Source organism: Limnohabitans sp. T6-5 (assembly GCF_003063315.1).
Taxonomy (GTDB): domain Bacteria; phylum Pseudomonadota; class Gammaproteobacteria; order Burkholderiales; family Burkholderiaceae_C; genus Limnohabitans_A.
In genome coordinates this window covers 819795-834632 of sequence record NZ_NERV01000001.1, presented here as the reverse complement: position 1 = coordinate 834632, position 14838 = coordinate 819795, and the positions used below count along the sequence as shown (strand labels likewise).

Below are 14838 nucleotides of genomic sequence, written 5' to 3'. Positions count from 1 at the left end.
CGACCTACGGCCAAAGTCATGTGAGGCCAAGAGATGATCAAAATGAAAAGATGGATTGTGAAAGGCGCGTTGATCGCCAGTGCGGTGTGGAGCCTGACGGCTGCGCACGCCCTGACGATGGACGAAGCCCGAGGCATTGCGACAGGAGACAGCGATGCCCGCGTAGAAGCCTTGGCCAAGGCGGTGGCACAGGGCGATGAAAAAACGGCTGTTTACCTGCAGGCGCTGTCGGACGATGTCGTCAAGATCAGCAAGTCTCAGGTGATCATTGCCCGTGATGGCCGGGGGACAGACCCGGTCACAGGTCAGTCGGTGCAAGTGCCCGATGATGCCGAAGATGTGATGCTGAACAACCGCCTGCGTGGCGAGTTGGACACCGCCTTGGCAGCACTTAAGTTGTTCAGTGCCGATGTGAAGGTGCGCCGCTTGGCCGCCTTGTCGCTGCTCAAGGAGCCCGACGCCAGCCGCGCGCCCCTGCTGAACAAGGCGCTGACCGCCGAACAAGACGAGACCGTCAAGAGCCTGGTGCGTCAAGCCCGTGCTGCAGCGCTTTTGGGCAGCAACGTGGCCAATGACCGCTTGCTGGCTGCGCAAGAGTTGGCTGCCAGCCGGCAACCTGAGACCCTGTTGCTGCTCAACCAGCGCTTGGCTGAGGAGCAGGACCCTTCGGTCAAAAAACAACTTCAAACCTCCTTGGCCGCCGTGCAGGAAAGCTTGCGCTGGGGCGAACGCTTGGGAACGCTGTTCACCGGTGCCAGTCTGGGTTCCATCTTGCTGCTGGTGGCGCTGGGTTTGGCCATCACCTATGGTTTGATGGGCGTGATCAACATGGCGCATGGCGAGCTGATGATGATCGGTGCTTACGCCACCTATGTGGTGCAAGCCTTGTTCCGCCATTACCTGCCCGGCGCGTTTGATGCCTATCTGGCCGTGGCGATTCCGGTCGCGTTCATCACTTCGGCCCTGGTGGGCGCGGTGATGGAGCGCACCGTGCTCAAGCACTTGTATGGCCGTCCACTGGAGACCTTGCTCGCCACCTGGGGCATCAGCCTGGTGCTCATGCAAGGCGTGCGCAGTCTGTTTGGCGCGCAAAACGTGGGGGTGGAAAACCCGTCATGGATGAGTGGTTCCTTGCAACTTCTGCCCAATTTGCAATTGCCCTGGAACCGTGTGCTGATCATCGTTTTCGCAGCCGCGGTACTGATCGGCATGTCGCTCATGATCGGTAAAACGCGTCTGGGCCTGTTTGTGCGTGGTGTCACGCAAAACCGCCCCATGGCGTCTTGCATGGGCGTGAACACGGCACGCATCGACACCTATGCGTTTGCGCTGGGCTCGGGCATTGCCGGTCTGGCCGGATGCGCCTTGAGTCAGGTCGGCAACGTCGGCCCAGACCTGGGCCAAAGCTACATCGTGGACTCGTTCATGGTGGTGGTCTTGGGCGGCGTGGGCCAGTTGGCCGGCACCGTGTATGCCGCGCTGGGCTTGGGCCTGGTCAACAAGTTGCTCGAAGGCTGGACCGGCGCTGTGCTGGCCAAGATCTGCGTGCTGGTGTTCATCATCATCTTCATCCAGAAGCGGCCTCAAGGCATCTTCGCGATGAAGGGTCGCAGCGCCGAAGCGTGAATATGGACATGACCATGACAACTTTCAAACTCCCTCAAGCCGCGCCCTTGCTGACGCGCAAAGCCTGGTCGGTGTTTTTGCTGGCCCTGATCGTGGTCGGTGTCTTGGCACCGGTGTTCAACTTGCTGGTGCCTGCGGGCAGCGCTTTCCACCTGAGTGACTACGCCATTGCTTTGATTGGCAAGATCATGTGCTATGCCATCTGCGCCTTGGCCATGGACCTGATCTGGGGCTACACCGGCATCTTGTCCTTGGGCCATGGCTTGTTCTTCGCTTTAGGCGGCTATGTGATGGGCATGTACCTCATGCGCCAGATCGGGCAAGACGGCAACTACAAAAGCAACTTGCCCGACTTCATGGTCTTTCTGGATTGGAAAGAGCTGCCCTGGCACTGGATGCTGTCGGACAGCTTCATCGCGACCTTGTGTTTGGTGGTGCTGGCGCCAGGCTTCATCGCCTTCGTGTTCGGTTACTTCGCGTTCCGCTCGCGCATCAAAGGAGTGTATTTCTCCATCATCACCCAGGCCATGACCTATGCGGCCATGCTGCTGTTCTTCCGCAACGAAACCGGCTTTGGCGGCAACAACGGCTTCACGGATTTCAAACGCATTTTGGACTTGCCCATTGCGACACCCAATATGCGCATGGTGCTGTTTGTCATCACCGGCCTGACCTTGCTGGGCTTTTATGTGTTCTCGCGCTGGTTGGTGGGCAGCAAGTACGGCCGCGTGTTGATGGCGATCCGCGATGCCGAAACGCGTGTGATGTTCTCGGGCTATTCGCCACTGCCTTACAAGCTGAGCATCTGGGTCATTTCGGCCGTGATGTGCGGTATTGCCGGGGCTTTGTATGTGCCGCAAGTGGGCATCATCAACCCGGGTGAGATGAGCGCGGCCAACTCGATTGAAATTGCCGTGTGGGCCGCAGTGGGTGGCCGTGGCACTTTGATCGGCCCCATCGTGGGCGCATTCCTGGTCAACGGGGCCAAAAGCTGGCTCACGGTGACTGCGCCCGAGTTCTGGTTGTACTTTTTGGGTGCGTTGTTCATCGCGGTGACTTTGTATTTGCCCCAGGGTGTGGTGGGGCTGGTCGCCAAAATCAAAAACAAGAAAGGCGGTGCCGCATGACGCCCGACCTGCTGAAAAAAGGCGCTGAGCGCGTGGCTGAACACGCCAAGCTGGTGGCCGAATCGACCGAGTCCGGTGGCCGCAGCGCAGGCTATGGCCGCGTGGTGCAAGACGCCAACGAGGTGGATGTGACCCATGGCCGCATCTTGTACCTCGAAGACGTGAGCGTGAGCTTTGACGGCTTCAAGGCCATCAACAAGCTGTCGCTCGACATTGCGCCCGGTGAGCTGCGGTGCATCATCGGCCCCAACGGTGCAGGCAAGACCACGATGATGGACATCATCACCGGCAAGACCCGCCCTGACGAAGGCAGCGTGTTCTTTGGCAGCACCATCGACTTGTTGCGACACAACGAGCCCGAGATTGCCCAGCTGGGCATTGGCCGCAAGTTCCAAAAGCCCACGGTGTTCGAGCATTTGACGGTGTTTGAAAACCTGGAGCTGGCCCTGAAAACACCCAAGGGCGTGAAGGCTTCGATGTTCTTCAAGCTCGACTCACGCCAAAGTGACCGCTTGGCCGAAGTGCTGCATACCATCCATTTGGCGGACAGCGTCAGCAAACAGGCGGGTCTGCTCAGTCACGGTCAAAAGCAGTGGCTGGAGATCGGCATGTTGCTCATGCAAGACCCCAAGCTGTTGCTGCTGGATGAACCCGTTGCCGGCATGACCGACCACGAGACCGAGCGCACCGCCGAGTTGTTTTTGACGCTCAAAGGCAAGCACTCGCTGATGGTGGTGGAGCACGACATGAGCTTCATCCGCACCATCTCGGACATCGTCACCGTGCTGTGCGATGGCTCGGTGTTGGCCCAGGGCACGCTCGATCAGGTGCAGGCCGACGAGCGGGTGATTGAAGTTTATTTGGGACGCTGATGCGTCTGGGTTCTTGCAGGTCGGCGCTTTAACGCCGACAAGTGCCCCCCCATGACCGAATGTCGGACATGAAGGTTCGACCTACTTGAAGAGTGAAACATGCTGGAAGTCAAGAATATTCATCAGTACTACGGCGGCTCCCACATCCTGCGCGATGTGAGCCTGAACGCGCAGCAAGGCCAGGTCACCGTGCTCTTGGGGCGCAATGGTGTGGGCAAAACCACTTTGCTCAAATCGCTCATGGGCCTGGTGCCCATCAAAAGCGGCAGTGTGGTGTTGGACGGCAAAGACATCTCCAATGCCAAACCCTACGAACGTGCTGCAGCCGGGATCGGCTATGTGCCGCAGGGCCGAGAAATTTTTGCCCGCTTGACGGTCGAAGACAACCTTCTGATGGGTCTGGCAACGCAGCCGGGTGGCACGCCGATCCCGCCCGAGTTGTTTGAGCTGTTTCCGGTGCTCAAACAAATGCTGCACCGCCGTGGCGGTGACTTGTCTGGCGGTCAACAACAGCAACTGGCCATTGCCCGCGCATTGGCCGCTAAACCGCGCTTGCTGATCCTGGACGAACCTACCGAAGGCATTCAGCCGAGCATCATCAAAGACATCGGCCGCGTGATCCGACAGCTGGCCGACGTGGGCCTGCAAGGCCAGCGCATGGCGGTGTTGCTCTGCGAGCAGTACTACGACTTTGCCGAAGAACTGGCTGACCAGTATTTGGTGATGGAGCGTGGCGAAGTCATTGCACGCGGTCCGGGCAGCGAGATGAAAGCCAAGAACATTCAGCAGTTGGTGGCAATCTGAGGGGTCTCTTGCCAGTGGATGGTTGGCAAACTATCGAAAGGCCGGCTGCTCGAATTTCAATCCTGTTCATTGCAAGTACTTATCCAGGATGGCTTGCTGGGGGTGCGGGGGCGCCATCCATGACCGTTTTTGCATCAGCCATCTCTCTTCTTCTAAGGGTGCGATGCGGTTGACGAATTTTTTAGATTCAGAAAGGGAAGGCACCTGCGCGTTTGCGGCAACTATGAAGTTCTGCTTAATATGTAACGTCAGCCACTATCGGCTTGGGAGCTGCATGGCCTTGCGTTGTTGCCATGCCTGCCGCACAAACGGGTCGGCAATCGCATAGACGCCATGTGAACGGCGGTGGATGAGGTTGGCCGTGATCATCCGATCCATCATGTTCTGGACTTGCGTCGTATCGACAGAGACCCCGATCAGCGCGCCGTATTGTTGTATCGCATCTGCTGAAAACAGGCCGGACTCGCCGGATTCGTTTCCATGCGCCACACGGTCAAAGATGGCCGATGCCAAAGCCCCCATGGATTCGACCGTGGCAATTTCCACCTCTGCCGCTGATGCGGCCAGCGTCGTACAGATGATGGGGAAGGCCATGTCGGGGTCTTCGGGGCGCGACTGAAGCAGCACCAGTGCGTTCTGCAATTCCTCTGGCCGTTGGCCTATGGCCAGAAAACCTTGGTACATCACCTCTTGCGAAGGCAGTTTGACGCCCTTGAGAGGCTGCAGTTGTTCGTGCTTCCAGCGCACAAATTCGGCACCCAGAGGTTCGTACTCCGTCGCGACGGCACCTGCAAAGGGTTGCGAGCGGCGTGTGGCCATGTCGGCCACCAGAGATTTGTGTGAGCCCGTGCCCAGAAACAGCAGATAACCTGCCGTGCCAGGGCGGGTGTTGACGGCATCGCGCGCAGCCTTGAGGGCAAACAGCAGGTTGTTGCCATCTTCGGTGCCCAGCGCTTGTTGCACTTCATCCAGTATCAGCACAACATTGGTGCTGACTTTGTCCACCAGTTCGGTGAATACCTCGCTGAGCGTGGCGCCGCCCGGTTTGCCAACGGAGTCCACCTGAAAACCAAAGCTGAACCCCGCGGCGCCGACATTCAGTCCCTTGAACCGTTCCAGCAGCGTGGTGCCCGGAGAGGCCAGTTCGGACAGTGTGGACTTGACCGCCTCATGCACCAGCAAGGCGGGGCTCTTGCTGCGGTCCGCCCACAGGTCCACATAAATCACCAAGGCCTGCATGGACTCCAGCGCGGGGATCAGGTCTTGCCGCAAGAAGGTGGTCTTCCCGATGCGACGGATGCCCGAGAGAAATACGCCTGAACGCACTTGCAACTGCAAGGCCGTGGGCTTGAGCAGTTGCTGTGCCAAGTCATTGGCGTACTGGGGGCGGTGGAAGAAAGGGTTTTCAGCCATGGCAATTACCTGGATTTATCTGATGGCGATAATTATCCTTCGGGAATAATTCAAAGTAAACAGCCTTGGTGTTGTTTTATGGTCAGGGTGATGCTTCTGTCTCGTTTTGAACTGTCAAGGATTTTTGACAGTTTCATTGCCTCTTTTCAGTCCACCCTATTCAATCAAGCCAAATGGCATTTGTCAGCTCATAGATTCCACAACCGCGGCACCGTGCCGCTCATGCCCCACATTTCATGCCGCCATGCGGCCCACACCTGCCGCAGCAATTGCATGGTCGGCTCGGTCACAGGTGACAGCACGCGCAGCACGATGACCTGCTTGTGCGGGGAGGTGGCCCCGGCCGTGAGGCGCAGTTCAGACGCTTCCAGCAATTCCCGGGCGCAGGCCAAGGCGCGATCTGAGCGTTCTGCGGCAATCGAACTGCCCGCCGCAAACACCAGCGTGGCCATGCAGCGCTGCCCTGCTAAACCCAGCGGACTGTTCATCAATCGGGTGTCGGTGGCGTTGATGTTGCCGCGTTCCAGCCACACGCCCGGAATCTCCAGGTGCTGGCGGAAGCTGCCTCGAGCAAAAGGCAAGTCGGCAGCGGGCAGGCCCAATGCGGTGATGTCCCAAGTCATCATTTCTGCGCCGGGGGCCAGGTCAAACACGGCGCGGTTGAGGCCGTCGCAGCCGTTGTAGGCAATGGCTTCCAGTGGCAGCCACTCCAGCCGTGCATCGGCGGCCACACGCGCATGCACTTGCTGCGTGGCCAGGCCAGCATCGGATCGGTAAAAGCGTGTGGCCCCAGGCGTGGTGACCAAGCCATGGGCGCCTGCGCCCACAGTCACGGTCATGTCGAGGGTGTCGCCTCCCACCAGGCCGCTGGGCGGGTGCACCAGCACGTTGTGGCAGACCGCATCGCCTTCGGGGTAAAGACTTTGCAAAATGCGCAGCGGCCCTTGATGCAGGTAGCGGGCCACACTGCGACCTGACTCTTGCGTGTAGTCCAGCTGCAGGCTGGCGTGCCAGGTCATGCCCTCACTCGCAGGATGTTCATTCCCCTTGCGAGCCGCGGTGTGCCCAGCCGGTGGTGTGTTTTTCGATGGTGCTGAACAGCTCGTACATGATCATGGCCATGGCCCCGACCACGACCAGACCCGAAAACGCCAGGCCCATCTGCATAGCCGAGCCAGCAGAAATCAACAGGTAGCCAATGCCTTCGTTCGAGGCGGTCATCTCGGAGACGGTGGTGCCCACAAAGGCCAGCGTGATGGCGACTTTGAGCGAGCCATAAAAGTAAGGCATGGAGCGGGGCAGGCCCACTTTGATCAGCACGTCCCAGCGCTTGGCGCCCAGCACGCGCAGCACGTCTTCCAGCTCAGGCTCCAAGGTGGCCAAACCGGTGGCAATATTCACCATGATCGGGAAGAAGCTGATCAGGAAAGCCGTGAGGATGGCCGGGCCGATGCCGATGCCAAACCACACCACCAAAATCGGCACAAAGGCCGCTTTGGGCAAGGCGTTGAAAGCGGTCATGAGCGGGTACACGGCGGCATAGGCCAGGCGTGAGCTGCCGATGACAAAGCCCAGCAACACGCCCACCACGATGGCGATGCCAAAGCCGACCATGGTCACCCAGAAGGTACGCCAGGCGTGACCGGCGATCACGTCCTTGAATTCGATGGTTTGCTGCGCGATGCGCGAGGGGCTGGGGAAAACGAATTCCGACACGTTGAAGGCGCGGCACAGGCCTTCCCAGATCAGGATGCTGATGACCAGCAAAACCCAGGGGGACCAGCGTTCCAGTGTTTTTTGTTTCATGTGCATGGCTCCCGTTTATTGGTTGATCGCTGCGCCGGTCTTGCGCATGGCACCGATGTGGCCGCGCAGCTCGTGCACTATTGTTGTGAATTCCGGGGTGTAGGTGACTTCCAGATCACGGGGGCGGGGCAGGTCGATGTCGCGCTTGACCACAAAGCGGCCCGGGCTCTTGCTCATCACGTACACCGTGTCGGCCAGAAACACCGATTCGCGCAGGTCGTGCGTGACAAGAATCACGTTGAATTTTTGCTCGGTCCACAGGTCGCGCAGGATGCACCAGAGTTCCTCACGGGTGAAGGCGTCCAGCGCACCAAAGGGCTCGTCCAGCAAGAGCATTTTGGGTTCGTGGATCAGGGCTCGGCAGATGCTGGCGCGTTGCTGCATGCCGCCTGACAGTTGCCAGGGGAACTTGTCTTCGTAACCGGCCAGGCCCACGGTGTTCAGCAGCTTGCGGGCGCGCTCCGCATATTCGGCCTTTTTTTGCTTGAAGTTGGAGCGGTAGGGCTCCACGATTTCAAGCGGCAGCAGCACGTTGTCGAGTGTGGTGCGCCAGGGCAAGAGCGAAGAAGCCTGAAAAGCCATGCCGCTGATCTTGAGCGGGCCGGTCACGGGCTGCCCATCGACCAGAATGCGGCCACGGCTGGGCATCTTCAGGCCCGTGGTCAGCTTCATGAAGGTCGATTTGCCGCAGCCCGACGGACCGACGATGGCGATGAACTCGCCCTGCTTGACCTGCAGGTTGATGTCTTCTACCGCAAAGTGGTTTTGTGCCAGCAACTCGTCGTTGTAGGCCAGCCAGACATTCTGGAAATCGACGAATGCGTCTTGGGACATGGTGTCAACTTTGAAGGGGTGTTCTAACGTGCATACAGCCTGACCCGAAACAAACCGCAGCGCGTAGCTGGGGTTTGTGGGGCGGGCAATGACTGAAATCCAGCCAAGCCTGATGCGGCATCAGGCGGGTGTGGATTACTTCTTGCCTTTGGGCAGGATGTCCAGGTCCTTGGCAGAAGGCAGGAATGAGCCGTTCCAGATGTCGTCGGCTTTGACGCGAGTCTTGGTGTTGAAGGCGTCGGACACTTGTGACGACATCAGGCTCAGGCGTGGGCCTTTGACCTGACCAAAACCTTCGCTGCGGGCGTCGGGGCTGTTGATCACCGTGTCAATCGCCAGCTGCAAGCGGCGGGTTTCGAGTTCCACGTTGATGATGCCGTCACGGGCCTTGACGGTTTCAATGGCTTTGGCCGGATCGGCCATCACGTCCTTGGCGCCCTTGGTGAAGGCGGCCAGGAAGGCTTTCACAGCCGCTGGGTTTTCCTTGATGATCTTGGGCGAAGCGATGATGGCGTTGCCGTACAGCTTGACGCCGTAGTCGGGGTATTGCATGACCACCACGTCAGCCGCTTTGACGCCACGCGCCTCGATGTTGAGCAGTGAGGTGAAGGTGAAGCCGGTGATGGCGTCCACATCGCCGCGCACCAGCATGGTTTCGCGCAGTGGCGGGTCCATCGCGGTCCAGGCCACATTGCCCACGTTGTTCGCCTTGGCAAAGATCGGGAAGGCGCGGCGGCCTGCATCAAACACGGGCGCGCCCAGCTTTTTGCCAGCCAGGTCAGCGGGGGTCTTGATGCCCGACTTCTTGAGCGCCATGACCGATGCAGGTGTGTTGTTGTAGACCATCATCACCGCCACGGGCTTGTTGGGCGCGTCGGGGTTGTTGGCGTGAAATTCCATCAAGGCGGCTAAGTCTGCAAAGCCCATGTCGTAAGTGCCCGAAGCCACGCGGGTGACTGCGCCGCCCGAGCCGTTGCCCGAGTCCACCGTCACGTCGAGCTTGGCGTCCTTGAAATAACCCTTGGCACCGGGCACCAGAAAGAAGGCAGCAGGGCCCTCAAAACGCCAGTCCATTTGAAACTTGATCGGGGTGGTCTGGGCCTGGGCTGAGCCGAAGGCGCAAGCTGCAGCCAGCAGGGTGGTGGTTTTGAGGAAGAAGCGCTTGTCCATGGGAACTCCTGAGTCAATAAACGGTGAATGCCATTAAGCAAATTCGGTGCCATTATCGACCAAGCCTTTGACGCTATTTGTCAGGTTTACCCGATGAAACGCCCGAATCTGGTGCGCTGCGCAGGGCAAGGCGCACTGAATCGGGGCGAGGTGCTTGAGTTTGTGCGGGCGTCGGTGACGCAGGTCGGCACTCGAAGAGTCCGACCTCTTTGGGGGCATCAGCCTTGCGCGCAGGCCACGGCCAGTGCCGTCATGTTCAGCACGCGGCGCACGGTGGCAGCAGGCGTCAGGATGTGCGCCGAGGCCGCTGTGCCCATCAGCACCGGGCCCACGGTGACCCCGCCGCTGGTGGTGGTCTTCATGACGTTGTACAAAATGTTGGCCGCGTCCAGGTTGGGACAGACCAGCAGGTTGGCAGAACCGCTCAGGGTGCTGTCCTCGATGTAGGCACTGCGGATCTCGGGCTGCAGGGCGGCGTCGCCGTGCAGCTCGCCGTCGCACTCGATGTCGGGGTGCTGCGCCACAAACAGGTCGCGCGCCAGGCGCATCTTGCGAGCGGATGCCCGCTTGGAAGAGCCGTAGCTCGAATGCGAGAGGAAAGCCACCTTGGGCACGATGCCAAAGCGCTGCACTTCTTGGGCGGCCATGAAGGCGATCTCGGACAGTTGCTCGGCGCTGGGGTCTTCGTTGACATAGGTGTCGGTGACGAAGAGCGGCCCCTGGTTGGTCATGAGGGCGTTCACGGCAGCGTAGTTGCCAGCACCCACGCGCTTGCCCAAGATGGCGTCGATGCGCTCTAGGTGCGTCATGTAGGTGCCAGCCAGGCCACAGATCATGGCGTCGGCATCACCCAGCGAGACCATCAGCGAGCCGATGATGGTGTTGGATCTGCGCACGGCGGCCTTTGCCACGGCGGGGGTGGCGCCGTTGCGCTTCATCAGCTGGTGGTAGTGCTCCCAATATTGACGGAAACGCGGATCGTCCTCGGGGTTCACGTTGTCCACGTCTACACCCAGGCGCATGCGCAGACCGGCTTTTTCGATGCGGGCGGCGATGACCGAGGGGCGACCGATCAGGATCGGGTGGGCCAGTTTTTCGTCGATGGCCATTTGGGCGGCACGCAGGGCGCGCTGGTCTTCGCCATCGGCGTAGGCCACGCGTTTGGCGCCATGGGGCACGGCCTTGGCCGCGTTGAAGATCGGGCGCATCAGCAGGCCGGTTTGCGAGACAAAGCTCTGCAGCTGCTGGCGGTAGGCATCCATGTCGGTGATCGGCCGGGTGGCAACACCCGAGTCGGCCGCAGCCTGCGCCACGGCGGGCGCGATGCGCAAGATCAGGCGCGAGTCAAACGGCTTGGGGATCAGGTACTCGCTGCCAAAGGTCAGGTCTTGCCCGGCGTAGGCGCTGGCCACTTCCTCGCTGATGTCGGCCTTGGCCAGGTCGGCGATCTGGCGCACGCAGGCGAGCTTCATGGCCTCGGTGATCTTGGTGGCACCGCAATCCAATGCACCCCGGAAGATGTAGGGGAAGCACAGGACATTGTTGACCTGGTTGGGGTAGTCCGAGCGGCCGGTGGCGATGATGCAGTCCGGACGGGCGGCCTTGGCCAGTTCGGGGCGGATTTCGGGTTCGGGGTTGGCCAGCGCCAAAATGATCGGTTTGTCGGCCATGGTCTTGACCATGTCCACCGTCATCACGCCGGGGGCCGAGCAGCCGAGGAACACGTCAGCGCCCTTGACCGCATCGGCCAGTGTGCGGTCTTCGGTCTTTTGAGCGTAGCGGGCTTTGGACTCGTCATATCCGCCGGGGCGGCCTTCGTAGATCACGCCTTTGGAGTCGCACACAAAGATGTTGCTGGTCTTGACGCCCAGGCCCACCATCACGTCCAGGCAGGCGATGGCCGCAGCACCTGCGCCCGAGACGGCCACTTTGACTTGGCCGATGTCTTTGCCCACCAGTTCCAGGCCGTTGAGCATGGCGGCGGCCGAGATGATGGCCGTGCCGTGCTGGTCGTCGTGAAAGACCGGGATGTTCATGCGCTCGCGCAGCTTCTTCTCGATGTAGAAGCACTCGGGGGCTTTGATGTCTTCGAGGTTGATGCCGCCCAAGGTGGGCTCCATGCTGGCGATGATCTCGACCAGTTTGTCGGGGTCACGCTCGGCCAGCTCGATGTCGAACACGTCGATGCCGGCGAATTTCTTGAACAGGCCGCCTTTGCCTTCCATGACCGGTTTGCTGGCCAGCGGGCCGATGTCGCCCAGACCCAGCACGGCGGTGCCGTTGGTGATCACGGCCACCAGGTTGCCGCGCGAGGTGTACTCGTGCGCTTTGGACGGGTCCGCCGCGATGTCCAGACACGGGTAGGCCACGCCGGGCGAATAGGCCAGCGACAGGTCGCGCTGGTTGGACATGGGCTTGGTGGGGTTGACCGAAATCTTGCCGCGTGTGGGGTAGCGGTGGTAGTCACGGGCGGCGTCGCGCAGGGCTTGTTCGGCGGGGGAGAGGTTGTCGCTCATTGTGGTTGTCTCTAGGGGTAAAAACACAGAATGGGCGACAGCGTAACCCATTTGTAACCCGCTTTTGCTGACCATTACCCCCCTAAAAAGCAAAAGGCCAAGCACTTGGCTTGGCCTTGGGGTACTTTGTGGGAGCCCCGCCCTCGGGGCGAATGCGGGGTGCTCGTGTGAGCGCCGAATCGCGACGGGGGCGTCGCTCCCACAAATGGTTTTCTGGATCAGTGCGCCTCGGCCTGCTTGGCAGCCTCGATCGCGTCGCGGTTGTCACCACTGGCGCCGTTGAAGAACAGGTTCAGGATCACCGCGCTGATGGAGGCCAGCAAAATGCCCGACTCGATCAGGGGGTGCAGGTTGTGTGGCATCCACTGTTTGAAGTTGGGGGCGATCAGCGGGATCATGCCGATGCCGATCGAAATGGCCACGATGAGCGCGTTGAAGCGGTTGTTCTTGAAGTCCACGCCACCCAGGATGCGGATGCCGGTGGCGGCCACCATGCCGAACATCACCAGACCTGCGCCGCCCAGCACCACGGTGGGCAGCGACTCGACGAGTGCGGCCATCTTGGGCAACAGGCCCAAGGCCACCAGGATCAAACCACCGGCCACGCAGACAAAGCGGCTCTTGACGCCGGTGACAGCGACCAGACCCACGTTTTGCGAGAAGCTGGTGTAGGGGAAGGTGTTGAAGATGCCGCCAATCAAGGTGCCCAAACCATCGGTGCGCAAACCGCGTGTCAGCGCGGCTTGGTCCACCTTGCTGTCGGTCATTTCGCCCAAAGCGAGGAACATGCCGGTCGACTCGATCATCACCACGATCATGACCAGCGACATGGTCAGGATCAGCACCGGGTCAAACACCGGCATGCCAAAGTGGAAAGGCGTCACGATGCCGAACCAGTCGGCCTTGCCGACTTTGTCGAAGTTCATCAGGCCCATGCCGGTGGCGACCACGCCACCGATCACGATGCCCAACAGCACCGAGATGTTGGCCACAAAGCCTTTGGCGTAGCGGGCGATCAGCAGGATCGAGACCAGCACCAAAGCGGCCACACCCACACCGCCCAGGTCCGCGTATTTGGGGTTGGGCATCTTGGGCAGTAGGGCCAGGTCTTTGGGAAGGGCTGGCAAGGTCGAGCCGGGCGCACCCGCTGCAGCGGTGGCGGCGTCCAGCCAGGCTTTGTGTTCAGGCGTCACCACGCTGGGTGCCGTGGGGCCGAAGGGGTTGCCAAAAATCCAGTTGATGCCGATGCGCATCAGGCTGATGCCGATGACGGCAATGATGGTGCCGGTGACCACCGGCGGGAAGAAGCGCAACATGCGGCTGACCAGTGGCGCAATCAGGATCGATATCACCCCTGCTCCGATGATGGAGCCAAAGATCAGCTGGGCCCCCATTTCGCCGGGGTTGGCGTTGGCCATGGCCACCATGGGTGCCACGGAGGCAAAGGTCACGCCCATCATCACGGGCAGGCGAATGCCAAACAGTTGGGTCGCGCCCAGCGATTGGATCAAGGTGACCAGACCGCAGCAAAACAAGTCGGCGGAAATCAGGTAGGCCACGTCTTGCGGGCTCAGTTTGAGGGCGCGGCCCACGATCAGAGGCACGGCCACGGCGCCGGCGTACATCACCAGCACATGTTGCAGGCCCAAAGCGGCGAGCTTGCCCGAGGGCAGTTTCTCGTCCACGGGGTGGATGGTTGAACTCATGGAGGGGGCTCCTTGGAAGTAAACGGGAGGGGGACAATCCCAAAGCGGCTAGAATTTTGCAGCTTTGTGTGCTGAACTGTATACAAAATGGGGGGTGATGGGATGCGTAAAAACCCTGTCATGAAATTGGCAGGCAAAAAAAAGCCACTGCACGGTATGCAGTGGCTCTGTTTCTGATCAGGTGGTGGTGCAAACCGCAGCACCTGAAGGCTTCAAATGAAGAAGCGGCTGTGGGTTTCAGGCCGCTTGCAGTTCCACTTTTCGACCTGCCATCAATGCCGTGAAAAATCCGTTGAACCACTGCATGTTGATAGGCTTGGCCATGAAGATGGTGCCTTCGGGCAAGCCACCGCGAGCTGCAATTTCTTCTTGGGACAGGGCAGAAATGACCAGGCAAGTCATGCGATTGAATTGGGCTGTCTGACGCAGGGTGCGCAGCAACTCAAAACCGTCGACGCCAGGCATATTGAGGTCGGCGATCATGACGTCAGGCTGGATGCTGGCGATGTCGATCAGTGCTTCCAGACCGGAGGACATGGCGGTGCAGTCGACAGGCATTTCGCAGCGGTGGCAAAAATCGCGCAGCATGTCGCGTGTGACCGCATCGTCTTCGACCAGCAAAACCTTCAGTCGGCCTTCCCGGTTGTCGAGAGGCGACATCAGCATATTGTGTTTACGCTGGTATTCGCGGATGGAAGGCATGGAAATGCGGCGGTGTCCGCCTTGGGTCTTCCAGGCTTGCAGTTCATTTTTCTCGACCAGCGTCTGAATAGTTCCCACCGACAGTCCAAGTAATTTGGCTGCGTAAGTGGTGCCGCAATAATCTTCGAGGGTGTCGGGGGTGTGATGTGTTTGCATGTGGTTATTTTAGTGATAAAAATGTTAATTGGGCACAAAAATAACACTAAGGGATGAAAAAATAAACAATTAGAAACATTTGATCGAGTTGACCCGTGGCTCTTTG

Annotated in this window: 12 protein-coding genes; 4 read left to right on the top strand and 8 right to left on the bottom strand. The window is 59.9% G+C overall.

Translation table 11 applies throughout. The features are described 5' to 3' along the window. Window positions 1–42: 42 nt before the first annotated feature. The 4 genes from urtB to urtE all read left to right on the top strand — a co-directional run bounded on the left by urtB (window position 43) and on the right by urtE (window position 4429). Window positions 43–1626: an urea ABC transporter permease subunit UrtB gene (urtB, locus tag B9Z51_RS03585; protein ID WP_108372695.1), complete on the top strand. Its 1584-nt coding sequence runs from the start codon at window positions 43–45 to the stop codon at window positions 1624–1626. Between the two features lie 8 nt (window positions 1627–1634). Next, window positions 1635–2753, top strand: a complete 1119-nt coding sequence (urtC, locus tag B9Z51_RS03580; RefSeq protein WP_369958546.1) for an urea ABC transporter permease subunit UrtC — start codon at window positions 1635–1637, stop codon at window positions 2751–2753. After that, entirely contained in the window at window positions 2750–3625 is an 876-nt protein-coding gene (urtD, locus tag B9Z51_RS03575; RefSeq protein WP_108371826.1) for an urea ABC transporter ATP-binding protein UrtD, read from the top strand. Before urtC ends, urtD begins: the two co-directional genes overlap by 4 nt. A 99-nt stretch (window positions 3626–3724) precedes the next feature. After that, complete coding sequence (gene urtE, locus B9Z51_RS03570; protein ID WP_108371824.1) at window positions 3725–4429, top strand: urea ABC transporter ATP-binding subunit UrtE; 705 nt, start codon at window positions 3725–3727, stop codon at window positions 4427–4429. 255 nt (window positions 4430–4684) lie between these two features. On the opposite strand, the gene B9Z51_RS03565 is transcribed toward urtE, so the two are convergent. From B9Z51_RS03565 to B9Z51_RS03530, 8 genes are all read right to left on the bottom strand, one after another. Continuing rightward, window positions 4685–5842: an ATPase gene (locus B9Z51_RS03565; RefSeq protein ID WP_108371822.1), complete on the bottom strand. Its 1158-nt coding sequence runs from the start codon at window positions 5840–5842 to the stop codon at window positions 4685–4687. A gap of 188 nt (window positions 5843–6030) precedes the next feature. Next, on the bottom strand, window positions 6031–6861 hold the full coding sequence (locus B9Z51_RS03560) for an urease accessory protein UreD (RefSeq protein ID WP_108371821.1): 831 nt from the start codon (window positions 6859–6861) through the stop codon (window positions 6031–6033). A gap of 19 nt (window positions 6862–6880) precedes the next feature. Next, the gene (locus tag B9Z51_RS03555; protein ID WP_108371820.1) at window positions 6881–7648 is read right to left on the bottom strand and encodes an ABC transporter permease; all 768 of its coding nucleotides are present in this window, start codon (window positions 7646–7648) and stop codon (window positions 6881–6883) included. A 15-nt stretch (window positions 7649–7663) separates the two neighbouring features. Then, the gene (locus tag B9Z51_RS03550; RefSeq protein WP_108371819.1) at window positions 7664–8482 is read right to left on the bottom strand and encodes an ABC transporter ATP-binding protein; all 819 of its coding nucleotides are present in this window, start codon (window positions 8480–8482) and stop codon (window positions 7664–7666) included. A gap of 135 nt (window positions 8483–8617) precedes the next feature. Beyond that, complete coding sequence (locus tag B9Z51_RS03545) at window positions 8618–9652, bottom strand: ABC transporter substrate-binding protein (protein WP_108371818.1); 1035 nt, start codon at window positions 9650–9652, stop codon at window positions 8618–8620. Window positions 9653–9870: 218 nt separating this feature from the next. After that, entirely contained in the window at window positions 9871–12168 is a 2298-nt protein-coding gene (locus tag B9Z51_RS03540; protein ID WP_108371817.1) for an NADP-dependent malic enzyme, read from the bottom strand. Between the two features lie 218 nt (window positions 12169–12386). Further along, a complete protein-coding gene (locus B9Z51_RS03535) occupies window positions 12387–13874 on the bottom strand; it encodes a nucleobase:cation symporter-2 family protein (RefSeq protein WP_108371815.1) in 1488 nt (495 codons plus the stop codon). 237 nt (window positions 13875–14111) lie between these two features. Beyond that, window positions 14112–14732, bottom strand: a complete 621-nt coding sequence (locus tag B9Z51_RS03530; RefSeq protein WP_108371813.1) for a response regulator — start codon at window positions 14730–14732, stop codon at window positions 14112–14114. Window positions 14733–14838: the final 106 nt, after the last annotated feature.